At 67.5% G+C, this 15,026-nt stretch carries 14 protein-coding genes; 11 read left to right on the top strand and 3 right to left on the bottom strand.

The window, feature by feature from the left end:
- Nucleotides 1-9: 9 nt before the first annotated feature.
- Nucleotides 10-2,097: a transketolase gene (gene tkt, locus PQI23_RS05740; protein WP_339972429.1), complete on the bottom strand. Its 2,088-nt coding sequence runs from the start codon at nt 2,095-2,097 to the stop codon at nt 10-12.
- A gap of 88 nt (nt 2,098-2,185) precedes the next feature.
- On the opposite strand from tkt, the gene PQI23_RS05745 reads away from it, so the two are divergent.
- Nucleotides 2,186-3,118 (top strand): heme o synthase, encoded by a 933-nt coding sequence (locus PQI23_RS05745; RefSeq protein WP_339972431.1) that lies wholly within the window; start codon nt 2,186-2,188, stop codon nt 3,116-3,118.
- Between the two features lie 797 nt (nt 3,119-3,915).
- Here the strand turns inward: PQI23_RS05745 and PQI23_RS05750 are convergent.
- Nucleotides 3,916-4,104 carry a hypothetical protein gene (locus tag PQI23_RS05750; protein ID WP_339972433.1) on the bottom strand — a complete coding sequence of 63 codons (189 nt, stop codon included), beginning with the start codon at nt 4,102-4,104 and terminating at the stop codon, nt 3,916-3,918.
- Nucleotides 4,105-4,251: 147 nt separating this feature from the next.
- Between PQI23_RS05750 and PQI23_RS05755 the strand changes: the two genes are divergently transcribed.
- Complete coding sequence (locus PQI23_RS05755; protein ID WP_339972435.1) at nt 4,252-4,683, top strand: hypothetical protein; 432 nt, start codon at nt 4,252-4,254, stop codon at nt 4,681-4,683.
- A 271-nt stretch (nt 4,684-4,954) separates the two neighbouring features.
- Here the strand turns inward: PQI23_RS05755 and PQI23_RS05760 are convergent, their stop codons facing one another.
- Nucleotides 4,955-5,890: a COX15/CtaA family protein gene (locus PQI23_RS05760; protein WP_339972437.1), complete on the bottom strand. Its 936-nt coding sequence runs from the start codon at nt 5,888-5,890 to the stop codon at nt 4,955-4,957.
- Between the two features lie 282 nt (nt 5,891-6,172).
- Here PQI23_RS05760 and sufB point away from each other — a divergent pair, with 282 nt between their 5' ends.
- From sufB to pgl, 9 genes are read left to right on the top strand one after another with little or no spacing between them, the layout of a single operon-like run.
- A complete protein-coding gene (sufB, locus tag PQI23_RS05765) occupies nt 6,173-7,591 on the top strand; it encodes a Fe-S cluster assembly protein SufB (RefSeq protein ID WP_058593384.1) in 1,419 nt (472 codons plus the stop codon).
- Nucleotides 7,591-8,778 (top strand): Fe-S cluster assembly protein SufD, encoded by a 1,188-nt coding sequence (gene sufD / locus PQI23_RS05770; protein ID WP_339972441.1) that lies wholly within the window; start codon nt 7,591-7,593, stop codon nt 8,776-8,778. Before sufB ends, sufD begins: the two co-directional genes overlap by 1 nt.
- Complete coding sequence (locus PQI23_RS05775; protein WP_010157220.1) at nt 8,778-9,104, top strand: non-heme iron oxygenase ferredoxin subunit; 327 nt, start codon at nt 8,778-8,780, stop codon at nt 9,102-9,104. The genes sufD and PQI23_RS05775 overlap by 1 nt, the downstream gene beginning before the upstream one ends.
- Nucleotides 9,105-9,107: 3 nt before the next feature.
- Nucleotides 9,108-9,866, top strand: a complete 759-nt coding sequence (gene sufC, locus PQI23_RS05780; protein WP_339972444.1) for a Fe-S cluster assembly ATPase SufC — start codon at nt 9,108-9,110, stop codon at nt 9,864-9,866.
- 16 nt (nt 9,867-9,882) lie between these two features.
- Nucleotides 9,883-10,233, top strand: a complete 351-nt coding sequence (locus PQI23_RS05785) for a metal-sulfur cluster assembly factor (protein WP_339972446.1) — start codon at nt 9,883-9,885, stop codon at nt 10,231-10,233.
- Between the two features lie 48 nt (nt 10,234-10,281).
- Nucleotides 10,282-11,832 carry a glucose-6-phosphate dehydrogenase gene (gene zwf, locus PQI23_RS05790; protein WP_339972448.1) on the top strand — a complete coding sequence of 517 codons (1,551 nt, stop codon included), beginning with the start codon at nt 10,282-10,284 and terminating at the stop codon, nt 11,830-11,832.
- Nucleotides 11,829-12,767 carry a glucose-6-phosphate dehydrogenase assembly protein OpcA gene (locus tag PQI23_RS05795; protein ID WP_339972450.1) on the top strand — a complete coding sequence of 313 codons (939 nt, stop codon included), beginning with the start codon at nt 11,829-11,831 and terminating at the stop codon, nt 12,765-12,767. Before zwf ends, PQI23_RS05795 begins: the two co-directional genes overlap by 4 nt.
- Nucleotides 12,764-14,218 (top strand): NADP-dependent phosphogluconate dehydrogenase, encoded by a 1,455-nt coding sequence (gene gndA / locus PQI23_RS05800; RefSeq protein WP_339972452.1) that lies wholly within the window; start codon nt 12,764-12,766, stop codon nt 14,216-14,218. Before PQI23_RS05795 ends, gndA begins: the two co-directional genes overlap by 4 nt.
- Nucleotides 14,219-14,232: 14 nt before the next feature.
- Complete coding sequence (gene pgl, locus PQI23_RS05805) at nt 14,233-14,964, top strand: 6-phosphogluconolactonase (RefSeq protein ID WP_339972749.1); 732 nt, start codon at nt 14,233-14,235, stop codon at nt 14,962-14,964.
- Nucleotides 14,965-15,026 lie beyond the last annotated feature (62 nt).

The raw sequence follows: 15,026 nt of genomic DNA on the forward strand, positions 1-15,026 counted from the left end.
GAAGCGATTTCAGGCGGCGAGCGACGCGTGCGCCGCTGCGACGACCGCGTCGGTCGTGATGCCGAACTCGCGGAAGAGCGTCTGGTAATCGGCGGATGCGCCGAAGTGCTCGATGGAGACGGAACGGCCGCGATCGCCGACGATGCGGTCCCAGCCCAGCGAGAGACCGGCTTCCACGCTGACGCGAGCGGTGACCGACCGGGGGAGCACGCTCTCGCGGTACTCGTCGCTCTGCTCGGCGAACCACTCGAGGCTCGGAGCCGACACGACCCGAGCGCCCACGCCGTCACCGGCGAGCCGCTCGCGCGCTTCCACCGCGAGCTGCACCTCCGACCCCGTAGCGATGAGCAGCACGTCGATCGACGCGGTGGGGGAGTCCGCGAGCACGTAGGCGCCGCGGCGGACGCCCTCGGCGGCCTGCTCAGCGCTCGCGAACTCTCCACCGCGAGGCAGAACGGGCACGTTCTGGCGGGTGAGCGCGAGCCCAGAGGGGCCCGCAGTGCGGGTGAGGATCTCGTGCCACGCGATCGCAGTCTCGTTCGCGTCCGCGGGCCGCACGACCGCCAGGTTCGGAATCGCGCGCAGCGTGGCGAGCTGCTCGATCGGCTGATGCGTCGGTCCGTCCTCGCCGAGTGCGACGGAGTCGTGCGTCCAGACGAAGATGGATGGCACGTTCATGAGCGCGGCGAGACGCACGGCGGGGCGCATGTAATCGCTGAAGATCAAGAACGTACCGCCGTAGCTGCGCGTCTTTCCGTGCAGCTGGATGCCGTTGAGGATCGCACCCATCGCGTGCTCGCGAATGCCGAAGTGCAGCACGCGGCCGTACGGGTCGCCCTGCCAGGCGTTCGTGGAACGTCGTGCGGGCACGAAGGACGGCACATTCGGAATCGTCGTGTTGTTCGAGCCCGCGAGGTCGGCGGATCCGCCCCACAGTTCGGGCATGACCGGCCCGAGGGCGGCGAGCACCTTGCCGCTCGCAGATCGCGTCGCGATGCTCTCGCCGGGCTCGAACGTCGGCAGAACGTCGAGCGCCTCGGGCGGAAGCTGCCGGGCCTCCATGCGGTCGAACAGCGCCTTGCGATCCGGATTCGCCGCAGCCCAGGCGTCGAAGCCGACCTGCCACTCAGCGCGCTTGTCGGCACCGCGCTGCACGGCCGCGCGGGTGTGCTCGATGACCTCGGGAGCGACCGCGAAGTGCTGCTCCGGGTCGAACCCGAGCGCGGTCTTCAGACCGGCGAGCTCCTCCGAGCCGAGCTTCGCTCCGTGGATGCCGCCGGTGTTCTGCTTGCCGGGGGAGGGCCAGCCGATGATCGTCTTCACGATGATGAGCGACGGCTTCGACGTCTCCGCCTGCGCGGCCTCGATGGCGGCGTTCAGCTCCGCGATGTCTTCGACGTACTCGCCCGATTTCTTCCAGTCGACCTCGATGACCTGCCAGCCGTACGCCTCGTACCGCTTCGCGACATCCTCGGAGTACGAGATGTCCGTGTCATCCTCGATCGAGATCTGGTTCGAGTCGTAGATCGCGATCAGATTGCCGAGCTCCTGGTGGCCGGCGAGCGAAGAGGCCTCGCTCGTCACGCCCTCCTGCAGATCGCCGTCGCCCGCGACCACGTAGACGAAGTGGTCGAAGGGGCTCGTTCCCGGCGTCGCCTCGGGGTCGAACAGCCCGCGCTCGTAGCGCGCTGCGAACGCGAATCCGACCGCCGACGCGAGCCCCTGGCCGAGCGGCCCGGTGGTGATCTCGACGCCATCGGTGTGACCGTATTCGGGGTGGCCCGGAGTCTTCGAGCCCCACGTGCGGAGCGACTCCAGATCCTCGAGTTCGAGACCGTAGCCCCCGAGGTAGAGCTGCACGTACTGGGTCAGCGAGGAGTGGCCGACAGACAGGATGAAACGATCGCGCCCGACCCAGTGGGGATCCGCAGGATCATGGCGCATCACCTTCTGATGCAGCAGATACGAGACCGGCGCGAGGCTGATCGCCGTTCCCGGGTGCCCGTTGCCCACCTTCTCCACGGCATCGGCCGCCAGTACCCGCGCGGTATCGACCGCGCGATCGTCGAGTTCATCCCACTGCAGTTCGTTCGCCAAGACGTTCCTTTCCGGCTGAATCCGGGAGAACGCCGCCCTGGCGCACCCCCGCCCAATCTTATCGAACGGCGGGGTACCATAGAAGGTGATGTCCACGCAGATCCCAGTCCAGACTCAGGCCCGCGCCACCGCCGGGCGACCATCGTTCGGCCGCACGGTCAAGAACTACGTCGCTCTGACGAAACCCCGGGTCATGGAGCTGTTGCTCGTCGTGACGGTGCCCGCGATGATCCTCGCGCAGGGCGGGCTCCCGAGTCTGTGGCTCGTGCTCGCGACGCTGATCGGCGGAGCCATGAGCGCCGGGGCGGCCGGGGCGTTCAACTGCTACATCGACCGCGACATGGATCGCAAGATGAAGCGCACCGAGAACCGGCCGCTCGTCACCGGCGAGATCTCCGATCGCAACGCGCTGATCTTCTCCTGGGTGATGGCCGCGCTCTCCGTGGTGTGGCTCGCTGCGACGACGAACTGGCTCGCCGCCGCGCTCTCCGCCGGCGCGATCTTCTTCTACGTGGTGATCTACACGATCGTGCTCAAGCGGCACAGCGAGCAGAACATCGTCTGGGGCGGCATCGCCGGCTGCTTCCCGGTGCTCATCGGGTGGGCCGCGGTGGACGGCTCGCTGGACTGGCCCGCCTGGGTGCTCTTCCTCGTGATCTTCCTCTGGACGCCCGCGCACTACTGGCCGCTCTCGATGAAGTACCGCAACGACTACGCCGCCGCCGGTGTGCCGATGCTCGGGGTCGTTCGCGGGCGGGTCACCGTCGGGCTGCAGGTGATCCTGTACACGTGGGCCACGGTGGCCGCGAGCCTGCTGCTCATTCCCGTCGCCGAGATGGGCTGGACGTACACGGTCGCGTCGCTCGTGTTCGGCGGATACTTCATCGTGCAGGCGCACCGCCTGTACGCGCACGCGATCCGCGGCGAAGCCGGGAAGCCCATGCAGGTGTTCCACACCGCGAACATCTACCTCTCCGTGCTCTCGCTCGTCATCGCCGTCGACGCCCTGCTGCCCTTCTAGAGTCGCGACTCTTCGGGGCTCGGCTCCTCGGGGGCGTGCTGTGTTTCGGGTCCTCGAGCCGGGGTCCGGGCCACGTAGGCGCGCGTCCGTTTAGGCCCGCGTCCGGGTAGGTCCGCGTCCGCGCTGGTGAGCAGTTCGTGCGCTTACGACCTCGCGCGCGTGCAGCACATGCTCACCCACGGCCGGGAGCCCTCCCAGCGTGAGTAGTTAGTGCACTCGCCGGGCCAATTCCGCGCAAAATCTCCTCACCCACGGCCGTGCATCATGCCGGGGTGAGCAGTTCGAGTACGCCGCAGATGAGTCGCCTGCAGAATGTGCTCACCCTTACCGACTCTCGCCCGAGAAGTGCTCGGCCGTGAGACCGCACAAAGGCCCAGCCCACTCATCGGAGGGCGCACGCATCAAGACCCCGAGCGCCGCTCACACGGGCCGTAATGCATCGCTTTCGACGCGATCCCCAGCACGCTGTGTGGAAAGCGTGCAAGCACACGGGCGAGCCGCGCGATGCTATCGGCATGCAAAGTATCGATGCGGTTCTCGAAAAGTACGGCAGCGTGTCTTTCCTCACCACAGACGCGCTCTCCGCCGGCATCTCGCCGGGCGTTCTTCGGAACCCTCGGCTAGCACGACCATTCCGGGGCGTGCGAGTGGCAGCGACGCACGACGACTCCCTGTACGGACGAGCCGTAGCGTATGCTCCCCGTCTCCGGGCCGGTGAGGGCTTCAGTCACGCGACCGCGCTCGCCCTTTTCGGATGCCCGATCCACGTGCCCGAGTCGATGAACGTCGACGTCGAATCAAGGGTCGCCAACGGCCAGGTGCGGTGCGAGGGAGTCACCGGGCATCGCCGCAAACGCGCCGAGCGCCTCCAAAGGCTCTGGCTGCCCGAGTACCGATTGCGGATCCCCGTAGTCGAACCCCTGCAGGCTGCGCTCCAGGCGTGTCGCAATTTGCCGTTCAGAGAGCTCGTCGTGGCGCTCGATCATCTATTGATCGCACGTCGCGCAGGACCGGGTTCGCCACCGCTCGTCACTTCCGCGGCTTTGGAGCGCTTCTGCTCGAACGCCCGAGGCCCAGGATCGCGCCGGCTCCGCATTGGCGCACGGTACGCTCGCGCAGGAGCGGAGTCGCGAATGGAGACGCTCACTCGGCTCGCCGGCGAACGCGTGGGTGTGAGCGATCTCACCCTGCAGCACTCGATCTATGGCGAATCGGGTGCATTGATCGGGCGCTTCGATCTCGCTGACGTGCAGGGGAAGCGCCTCATCGAGTACGACGGGGACCATCACTGGCGCGAGCGCAGGCAATACCTGCGAGACCTCGAACGACTCGATGCGGCTCGAAATGCAGGCTGGGAGGTACTCGTGGTGCTGCGCGAACATCACTGGGGTCGCGAGCGTCAACTCTCTGAGCGCATCCTGACGTTCCTCGGGCGAGAACGCTGCGAGCTTCCGGCAGAGGACGCTCGTCTGCTCGACGAACGATATGCGAGCGGCCTCCGAATGCGGTCGGCACTCCCGCCCGAGAGCCACAAGGTGCGCCGAGAGCGCGCTTCAGGACGTTGAAGCGGTTGACGGCAACGAATGACCGAGAGCATTGCGGGTGAGCAGCTTCCGCGCGAATGCGGCGCGCATCCGTGCAGAGTTTACTCACCCGTGGGGGGGTGACGCTGCATCAAAAGGGCTTGTTTGGGCGCAGTGAGTAGTTCGCGTCAAGTGCCCGGGCGGGTTACGCCAGGAACTACTCACCCAGGGGAAGGAATCCACGGACAGCGCGCAAGGTGTGCGCCGGGCAGGGGGGGCAGAACGTCTGCCGTCGAGCACGAACTAGCAAGTGCTAGACCGCAGCATCGGCTGCCGGGCGCTTGAGCCGCAGCACCACCACCGTCATCGCGGCTGCGGTGAGCGCGGCCAGCACCATGTGCACACCGACCGCGAGCGGGGGGAGCCCGGTCCGCGCCTGGTAGATGCCGATCGCGATCTGCACGACGAGGGCGGCGAACAGCGCGACGATCCAGCGCAGCGGGCGCAGGCGTCGAGCCGCGGCCCAAACGAGCAGCGCCAGCGTCAGGGCGAAGGCGATGTACCCGGGCCACGCGTGGATGTGACTCATCAGTACGGCATCGATGCCGTCGCGCTGAATGGTGGCGTCGCCCGAGTGCGGGCCCGATCCGGTCGTCAGCACGCCGAAGATCACGGTGACGGCCATGGCGAGGGTGGTGACGTGGGCGAGGATCGCGAAGGCCTTGGGCACGGCGCGCTCTCGCAGCCCGCCCGCCTCGTACATCCGGGTCAGGTACGCGGCAGTGATGCACACCAGGGCGAGCGAGATGACGTAGTGAATCCCGACGAGGTTCGCGTTGAGGTGCAGCCACACGATGACGCCGCCGATGAGTGCCTGCAGCACGACCAGGCCGAGCACCACGGCCGAGATCGCGAAGAGGTCGCGACGGGCCGCGCGAATGCGCCAGGTCAGGAGGAGGACGAGGATCGCGCTGACGAGCAGCGGGCCGGAGATCGTGCGGTTTCCGAACTCGATCAGCGAGTGGTAGGTGAGCTCCTCGGTCGGCACGAGCGAGCCGGGCGCGCACAGCGGCCAGTTCGGGCACCCGAGCCCCGAGCCCGTGAGGCGCACGGCCCCGCCGGTGCCGATGATGAGCGTGTTCAGCACGAATGAGATCCACGCGACGATCCGGAGGAAACGCGAGGGGAAGCCGCCTCCCGGGATCTCGGGCCTCGCGGCGACTGAGCTGGCGGTGGGCGCGCTGGACAACGGGTCTCCTCTCGGCTGCTTCCCAGAGTGCTGTGACGCCCAGAGCGGACATCCCCCGAAACTATCGGAAACCTGTAGAATGGGAAGCTGTGGTTGCGAACGTCGAACCGCCCGTTCGATGCCTGCATCGGATCGTCCCGGTCGCGTTCGAAGCCCAGAATACTGCACCGCTGCAGGGAACCCGATGTGCGCGACGAACTCAGGTACTCGCGCCCGCCGCCGACCGGATCCCTCCGGCTCGGCCAGGGATTCCCGGGCGAGACGAAGAATGAGGGAGGGATCATGCCAGAGGTACTGATCGACCGACCCGAGCTCGAAGGCTTGGGCCAGTACGAATTCGGCTGGCACGACAGCGACGAAGCCGGCGCGATTGCCAAGCGCGGACTCAGCGAGCAGGTCGTGCGCGAGATTTCGGCGCTGAAGAACGAGCCCGAGTGGATGCTCAAGCGTCGCTTGAAGGCGTTGCAGATCTTCGATCGGAAGCCGATGCCCGCGTGGGGCGCCGACCTGTCGGACATCGATTTCGACAACATCAAGTACTTCGTCCGCTCCACGGAGCAGCAGGCGACGACGTGGGAGGACCTGCCCGAGGAGATCAAGGAGACGTACGAGCGTCTCGGCATCCCCGAGGCGGAGCGTCAGCGCCTCGTGGCCGGCGTCGCCGCGCAGTACGAATCCGAGGTCGTCTACCACCAGATCCGCGAGGATCTGGAGGAGCAGGGCGTGCTCTTCCTCGACACGGACACGGCGCTCAAGGAGCACCCCGAGATCTTCGAGGAGTACTTCGGCACCGTCATCCCGTCCGGCGACAACAAGTTCGCCGCGCTGAACACGGCCGTCTGGTCGGGCGGCTCGTTCGTGTACGTGCCGAAGGGCGTGCACGTCGAGATTCCGCTCCAGGCCTATTTCCGCATCAACACGGAGAACATGGGCCAGTTCGAGCGCACGCTCATCATCGCCGACGAGGGCAGCTACGTGCACTACATCGAGGGCTGCACGGCGCCGATCTACAAGTCGGACTCGCTGCACTCCGCGGTCGTCGAGATCATCGTGAAGAAGAATGCGCGCGTGCGTTACACGACCATTCAGAACTGGTCGACGAACGTGTACAACCTCGTCACGAAGCGCGCGATCGCCGAAGAGGGCGCGACCATGGAGTGGGTCGATGGCAACATCGGCTCCAAGGTCACCATGAAGTACCCGTCGATCTACCTGACGGGTGAGCACGCCAAGGGCGAGACTCTCTCGGTCGCGTTCGCGGGCCCCGGCCAGCACCAGGACACGGGCGCGAAGATGATCCATCTCGCTCCGAACACGAAGTCGTCGATCCTCGCGAAGTCGATCGCTCGAGGCGGCGGCCGCACCGGGTATCGGGGCGAGGTGCGCATCGAGGCCAATGCGCGGCACTCCGCGAACTCGGTGGTCTGCGACGCGCTGCTCGTGGACACGATCTCGCGCAGCGACACGTATCCCGCCATCGACATCCGTACGGATGACGCGGAGCTCGGCCACGAGGCGACGGTGTCCCGCGTGAGCGAGGAGCAGCTGTTCTACCTCATGAGCCGCGGGCTCGCCGAGGAGGAGGGCATGGCCATGATCGTGCGCGGCTTCATCGAGCCGATCGCCCGTGAGCTGCCCATGGAGTACGCGCTCGAACTGAACAAGCTCATCGAGATGGGCATGGAAGGATCCGTCGGATAATGACGCAAGCTGTTGCACCGCAGGAAACGGCTCAGCACGGACTGACCGCCCACTCCGACGGCGACTGGGCCAACCGCGTGCCCGTGCAGACCCGGTCGGAGCGCCCTGTCTCGACCGACGTCGCCGACTTCGCCGAGGTCACCGGTCGCGAGGCGGTGTGGAAGTACACGCCCGTCGCGAAGCTCGATGCGCTGCTCAACGGGCAGCTCGACGGCGCTCGCGTTCCCGTCGCCGTGTCCGAGGTCGCCGGTGTGTCCTCCGAGTGGGTCTCGCGCTCCGATGCGCGCATCGGCCGAGCGGGCGCTCCGGAGGAGCGCGGGGCCGCGGCCGCGTGGTCCGCGTTCGGAGAGGCGCACATCGTCACCGTCTCCTCCGAGGAACCGGTCACGGCCATCGTGAAGCGCGACGGGCTCGACTCGACACCGCGCGCCGCCCACACGGTGATCGAGGCGACGCCCCACTCGCAGGGTCTCGTGATTCTCGAGAACTCCGGCGCAGCGCACCTCTCCGAGAACGTCGAGATCGTGGTCGGCGATGGGGCGAAGCTGACCGTCGTCAGCGTGCAGCAGTGGAACGACGACGCGATCCACCTCTCGAGCCACTACGCGACCGTGGGTCGGGACGCGTCCGTGACGCACATCGTGGTCTCGCTCGGCGGCGGCATCGTTCGTCTCAATCCCTCGATCCACCTCGATCACGAGGGCGCGAACGGCGAGGCGCTCGGCGCATACTTCGCGGACGCCGGCCAGCACCTGGAGCACCAGGTGTACATGGATCACGACGCTCCGCACACCCGCAGCCGAGTGACGTACAAGGGCGCCTTGCAGGGCGAGGGCGCGCACACGGTGTGGATCGGCGACGTGCTGATCCGCAACAACGCCACCGGCACCGACAGCTACGAGCAGAACCGCAACCTCGTGCTCACCGAGGGCACGCGCGCCGATTCGATTCCGAACCTGGAGATCGAGACCGGCGACATTGAGGGAGCCGGCCACGCCAGTGCGACGGGTCGTTTCGACGACGAGCACATCTTCTACCTCCAGAGCCGTGGCATCTCGGCGGAGGAGGCGCGCAAGCTCGTGGTACGCGGCTTCCTGTTCGAGGTCATCGCGCAGATCGGCGACGCCGAGACGGAGGAGCGCCTCCACGCCGCGGTCGAGGCCGAACTCGCGGACTCCGTCCGCTGATGCCGCGGCAGAAGGTGCTCGCCGTCAGCGACCTCGTGCAGGACCAGGCCACTCGCGTGGTCGTCGATGACGTTCCCATCGCAATCGTGCTCGATGCATCCGGCGATGTGCATGCGATCGGCGACACGTGCAGCCACGGCCAGGTCAGCCTTGCAGAGGGATTCGTTGACGGCGACACCCTCGAGTGCTGGGCGCACGGTTCGGCCTTCTCGCTGATCACCGGCGTGCCCGAGAATTTCCCGGCCTACGAGCCGGTCCCCGTCTTCGTCGTCGAGATCGAAGACGGTGACGTGTACATCGACCCCAACGTTACGAAAGAGATTTAACACATGAGCTCCGTTCTTGAAATCAAGGACCTGCAGGTCAGCGTCGAGACCGAGCAGGGTGCAAAGCAGATCCTCAAGGGTGTCGACCTGACGATCAAGCAGGGCGAGACCCACGCCATCATGGGCCCGAACGGCTCGGGCAAGTCGACGCTCGCCTACGCGATCGCCGGCCACCCGCGCTACGAGGTCACCGGCGGGTCGATCCTGCTCGACGGTGAAGAGGTCCTCGAGATGGAGGTCGACGAGCGCGCGCAGGCCGGTCTCTTCCTCGCGATGCAGTACCCGGTGGAGATCCCCGGCGTGACGAACGCGAACTTCCTCCGCACCGCAAAGACGGCGATCGACGGCGAAGCGCCCGCGATCCGCACCTGGATGAAGGACGTCAAGGAGGCCATGGGCAACCTGCGCATGGACGATTCGTTCGCTGCGCGCAACGTCAACGAGGGCTTCTCGGGCGGCGAGAAGAAGCGCAACGAGATTCTGCAGCTCGAGCTGCTGAAGCCGAAGTTCGCGGTGCTCGACGAGACCGACTCCGGGCTCGACGTGGATGCGCTCAAGGTCGTCTCCGAGGGTGTGAACCGTGCGAAGGAGAACACCGGGCTCGGTGTGCTGCTGATCACCCACTACACGCGAATCCTCCGCTACATCCAGCCGGACTTCGTGCACGTCTTCGTGAACGGTCGTGTCGCCGAGCAGGGCGGGCCCGAATTGGCGAACCGCCTCGAGGAAGAGGGTTACGACCGCTTCCTCGCAAGCGCGTAAGGCGTAGGCTGGTCGCATGAGCGAGGAAACCACGACGGCGCCCCAGTCGATCGACCCGGAATTCCGCGAGCAGGCGACCGAGGCGTTGAAGAACGTCTCGGACCCCGAGCTCGGCGTGAACATCGTCGACCTCGGACTGATCTACGATCTGGCCTTCGACGAGGAGCACGACGCGCTGGTCATCAGCATGACGCTCACGAGTGCCGGCTGCCCGCTGACGGACGTGATCGAGAACGACATCGCCGAAGCGCTCGACGGGCTCGTTACCGCATTCCGCATCAACTGGGTGTGGATGCCGCCGTGGACGCCGGAGCGCATCACCGATGATGGGCGCGACATGATGCGCGCTCTAGGGTTTGCGATCTAGCTCACGGTGGGCACTGAAGACGTAGCCGCCGGGAGCGGCCGGGAAGCGATGACGGATCACTCCTCCTCCCGGCCGCAGAACCCCCTCCGCTCGGCCGACGATCCTCGACTGAGCCGCATCGCGGGCCCGAGTTCGCTGGTGATCTTCGGCGTCACCGGCGATCTCTCGCGGAAGAAGCTGATGCCCGCGGTGTACGATCTCGCGAACCGCGGCCTCCTGCCTCCGGGTTTCGCGCTCGTCGGGTTCGCACGCCGCGACTGGAAGGATCGCGACTTCGCGGAGATCGTGCACGACGCCGTCCGTAAGTACGCGCGAACCCCGTTCCGCGAGGAGACGTGGCAGCAGCTCGCGGAGGGGATCCGCTTCGTGCAGGGCCAGTTCGGCGATCCGGAGGCGTACGACCGGCTGCGCGATACGGTCGAGACGCTCGACCGCGAGCGCGGCACGATGGGCAACCATGCGTTCTACCTCTCGATTCCGCCGACAGCGTTCCCCGAGGTCGCGAAGCACCTGTCGAGCTCCGGGCTCGTCGATCGCACCGGCGACGACCAGCGGTGGCGGCGCGTCATCATCGAGAAGCCGTTCGGCCATGATCTGGCGTCGGCGCGCGAGTTGAACGACGTGCTCGAGTCGGCGTTCCCCGCCGATTCGATCTTCCGCATCGACCACTACCTCGGCAAGGAGACGGTGCAGAACATTCTCGCGCTCCGATTCGCGAACGCGATGTACGAGCCGATCTGGAACCGCAACTACGTCGATCATGTGCAGATCACGATGGCGGAGGACATCGGGGTCGGGGGTCGCGCAGGCTACTACGACGGCGTCGGCGCGGCACGGGACGTGATCCAGAACCATCTGCTCCAATTGCTCGCGCTCACCGCGATGGAGCAGCCCATCAGTCTCGGCGCGCAGCATCTGCGGGCCGAGAAGGAGAAGGTGCTCGAAGCAGTCTCGCTGCCCGACGATCTCGAGGCGTCGACGGCCCGCGGGCAGTACGCGTCGGGATGGCAGGGCGGGCAGCTCGTCAACGGCTTCCTCGATGAGGAGGGCATGGATCCGCAGTCGCGCACTGAGACGTTCGCGGCGATGAAGCTCCACGTCAACACGCGGCGCTGGACGGGGGTGCCCTTCTACCTGCGCACCGGAAAGCGACTCGGGCGCCGTGTGACCGAGATCGCGGTGGTCTTCCGCAAAGAGCCGGGAAACCTGTTCGCGCAGGCGCAGCGCTCCGAGCAGGGTTCGAACGCGCTCGTCATCCGCGTGCAGCCCGACGAGGGAATCACGATCCGCTTCGGAGCGAAGGTGCCCGGCAGCGGCACCCGCGTGCGCGATGTGACGATGGACTTCGGCTACGGCCACGCGTTCACCGAGGCGAGCCCGGAAGCGTACGAGCGACTCATCCTCGACGTCCTGCTCGGCGATGCTCCACTGTTTCCACGTCAGGCCGAGGTCGAGCTCTCGTGGCGCATCCTCGACCCGATCGAACAGCACTGGGCCGAGCAGGACGGGCCGGTCGAGCAGTACGTACCCGGTTCCTGGGGGCCCGCGTCGGCCGATGAGATGCTCGCCCGCGACGGACGCACCTGGAGGCGCCCATGATCGAGAGTCTGCCCGATACGACGGTGAGCGCGGTGGCGCGACGGCTCGTGTCGATGCGCCAGGAGAGCGGCGTCTCAGCGCTCGGTCACGTGCTCACGCTCGTGATCTCGGCGTCGGGCGAGCTCGACGAGACGACGATCGCAGCGGCCAATCACGCGTCCAGCGAGCACCCGATGCGGGTGATCGTGCTGCTGAGCCGACCCGATGCCGATGCGCGTCTCGACGCCGAGATCCGCGTCGGCGCCGATGCCGGCGCGAGTGACGTGATCGTACTCAGAGCATCGGGCGAGGTCGCGAGCGGTGTGGAGGCCCTCGTGACGGGTCTGCTGCTGCCCGACGCCCCGGTCGCCGTCTGGTGGCCCGAGGAGGCGCCGGATCGCCCGGGCGCCGACTCGCTCGGCCGCATCGGGCAGCGCAGGATCACCGATGCGGCAGCACCCGACGGCTCCGGGTGGGAGGTGCGCATCGCGGGGTATTCCGCCGGCGACACCGATCTCGCCTGGACCCGCTTGACGCGGTGGCGCGAGTACCTCGCCGCGGTGCTCGACCAGCCGCCGTTCGAGCCGGTCACCGCGGTCGAGGTCGTCGGCTCCGAGGCGTCGCCGTCGACGGAGCTGCTCGCCGCCTGGCTCGAACTCTCGCTGGGAGTGCCGACGACCTGCACGCTGCTCGAACGCGCGCTGCACGCGGAGGGGCTGCACTCGGTGACCCTGAAGCGGCGGAGCGGAGACGCCGTGCTGAAGCGCCTCTCGCCCGTGCACGCCGCATTGATCCAGCCCGGCCAGCCGACCCATCAGATCGTGCTCCCGCGCCGAACCCTCAGCGAGTGCCTGGCGGAGGAGCTGCGCGGCCTGGGGGAGGACGTGATGTACGGCCGTGTACTCGAACAGCTCGCGCGCAGTCGCGCGGAGCGCACCACCCACACTGACGCATGAATAGAGGAGCGAGCGTGACTGAAGCCGCAGCGAATATCGGGGTCGTCGGCCTCGCCGTGATGGGTGCGAACCTGTCTCGCAATCTGGCCAGCAGGGAGGGCAACACCGTCGCTGTGTTCAACCGCAGCCCGCAGCGCACCGAAGCGCTGGTCGCAGCGCATCCCGAGGCGGAATTCGTTCCCGCGTTCAGCTACCAGGAGTTCGCCGCGTCCCTGCAGAAGCCGCGCACCGCGATCATCATGGTGCAGGCGGGGGCCGCCACCGACGCCACGATCGACGCCCTCGTCGAGGTGTTCGAACCGGGTGACATCATCGTCGATGGCGGCAACGCGTACTTCCCCGACACCATTCGGCGCGAGCGCGCGGTCCGCGCCACCGGCATCAACTTCGTGGGCGCAGGCATCTCCGGCGGCGAGGAAGGCGCGTTGAACGGCCCGAGCATCATGCCCGGGGGCTCGGATGAGGCATGGCAGACGCTCGGCCCGATCCTGCGCTCCATCGCAGCGGTCGCAGAGGGCGAGCCCTGCGTGACGCACGTGGGCCACGACGGCGCCGGCCACTTCGTCAAGATGGTGCACAACGGCATCGAATACGCCGATATGCAGCTGATCGCCGAGGCCTACGACCTCATTCGTCGCGGCACGGGGAAGTCGCCGGCGGCGATCGCCGACATCTTCGCCGAATGGAATCGCGGAGAGCTCGAGTCGTACCTCATCGAGATCACCGCCGAGGTGCTCCGCCAGAACGATGCCGCCACCGGGAAGCCCCTCGTCGACGTCATTCTCGACCAGGCCGGTGCGAAGGGCACCGGTGCCTGGACGGTGCAGACCGCGCTCGCACTCGGCGTGCCCGTCTCCGGCATCGCAGAGGCTACGTTCGCACGCTCCCTGTCGTCTCGCCCCGAGCAACGTGCGGCGGCCGCTGCGCTTCCGGGTCCGGAAGAGCCCGTCGCAGTCGGCGATGAGGCGGCCTTCATCGAGGACGTTCGGCAAGCGCTCTACGCCTCGAAGATCGTCGCGTACTCGCAGGGCTTCGACGAGATTCGCGCCGGAGCCGCTGAGTACGATTGGACGATCGACCTCGGAGCGATCTCGAGGATCTGGCGGGCCGGATGCATCATCCGCGCTCAGTTCCTGAACCGCATCGCCGACGCATACGCCGCTGATGCCGATCTGCCTCTCCTGATGAGCGCCCCGTACTTCGCCGACGCGCTCGCGCGGGGGCAGGAGGCGTGGCGTCGCGTCGTGGTGCACGCCACGGCGGCCGGCATCCCCGCACCCGCGTTCTCGTCGTCGCTCGCGTACTACGACGGACTCCGCGCCGAGCGTCTGCCTGCGGCGCTCGTGCAGGGGCAGCGCGACTTCTTCGGGGCGCACACCTACCGCCGCGTCGATCGCGAGGGCGTGTTCCACACGCTCTGGTCGGGCGATCGCAGCGAGATCTCGGCGTAGGCAACGTGCATCGAATGCGGGTCGCGGAGTACCGCTCGCTCGACGATCTCGCACCGGCGGTCGCGAGCGAGTTCGTCTCGGTCTGCCGGGAGCGCCAGCGCGACGGGGGAGTGCCCTGTGCAGTGCTCACCGGCGGCAGCGGCGGGGAGCGGGTGCTCGAAGCGCTGGCCGCACATCCTGGTCGAGACACGGTCGATTGGGCTCGCGTGCGGTTCCTCTGGGGCGACGAGCGGTGGGCTCCAGCGGGCCATGCGGATCGCAATGATCTCTTGGCGGATCGCACCTTGTTTCGTGCCGTCACCGTTGACCCCGCACTCGTGCATCGCGTGGCGGCTTCCGACTCGGGCGTGACGCTCGACGCGGCGGCTGCGGAGTACGCCGACGTCGTCGAGAGCGTCGGTCGCATCGATCTCGCGCTCAACGGTGTGGGCCCCGACGGCCACATCGCGTCGCTCTTCCCGGGCAGGGAGGAGCTCGAGGCGGTCGGGTCGGAGGCCCCGATGGCCCTCGCGATCCGGCACTCGCCGAAGCCGCCGCCAGAGCGCGTCACGGTGACGCTCCCCGCGCTGAGTCGCGCCGAGCGCGTCTGGCTCATCGCGGCGGGGGAGGCCAAGGCTGCAGCGATCGGTCACGTACTCGCCGAACGCGAGCCGCTGCTCCCGGCAGCACGCGTCTCCGGAAGCGTCGAGACCGTACTCTGGGCCGACACCGCCGCGCTGGGAGCGTCCGCCGCTTCGAGCAGCTAGGATGGTGAGGTTGCCCATTCGCTCAGCCCCGGCGCGAGAACGCCTCCCGAAGACGCGCTGAG

Origin of the sequence: Leucobacter sp. USCH14 (assembly GCF_037619215.1) — a bacterium.
Taxonomy (GTDB): Bacteria; Actinomycetota; Actinomycetes; order Actinomycetales; family Microbacteriaceae; genus Leucobacter.

Coding starts and splice junctions, on each gene's coding strand:
- PQI23_RS05745 (WP_339972431.1), top strand. CDS start 2,186: ATGTCCACGCAGATCCCAGTCCAGACTCAGGCCCGCGCCACCGCCGGG.
- PQI23_RS05750 (WP_339972433.1), bottom strand. CDS start 4,104: ATGATCGAGCGCCACGACGAGCTCTCTGAACGGCAAATTGCGACACGC.
- PQI23_RS05755 (WP_339972435.1), top strand. CDS start 4,252: ATGGAGACGCTCACTCGGCTCGCCGGCGAACGCGTGGGTGTGAGCGAT.
- sufB (WP_058593384.1), top strand. CDS start 6,173: ATGCCAGAGGTACTGATCGACCGACCCGAGCTCGAAGGCTTGGGCCAG.
- sufD (WP_339972441.1), top strand. CDS start 7,591: ATGACGCAAGCTGTTGCACCGCAGGAAACGGCTCAGCACGGACTGACC.
- PQI23_RS05775 (WP_010157220.1), top strand. CDS start 8,778: ATGCCGCGGCAGAAGGTGCTCGCCGTCAGCGACCTCGTGCAGGACCAG.
- sufC (WP_339972444.1), top strand. CDS start 9,108: ATGAGCTCCGTTCTTGAAATCAAGGACCTGCAGGTCAGCGTCGAGACC.
- PQI23_RS05785 (WP_339972446.1), top strand. CDS start 9,883: ATGAGCGAGGAAACCACGACGGCGCCCCAGTCGATCGACCCGGAATTC.
- zwf (WP_339972448.1), top strand. CDS start 10,282: ATGACGGATCACTCCTCCTCCCGGCCGCAGAACCCCCTCCGCTCGGCC.
- PQI23_RS05795 (WP_339972450.1), top strand. CDS start 11,829: ATGATCGAGAGTCTGCCCGATACGACGGTGAGCGCGGTGGCGCGACGG.
- gndA (WP_339972452.1), top strand. CDS start 12,764: ATGAATAGAGGAGCGAGCGTGACTGAAGCCGCAGCGAATATCGGGGTC.
- pgl (WP_339972749.1), top strand. CDS start 14,233: ATGCGGGTCGCGGAGTACCGCTCGCTCGACGATCTCGCACCGGCGGTC.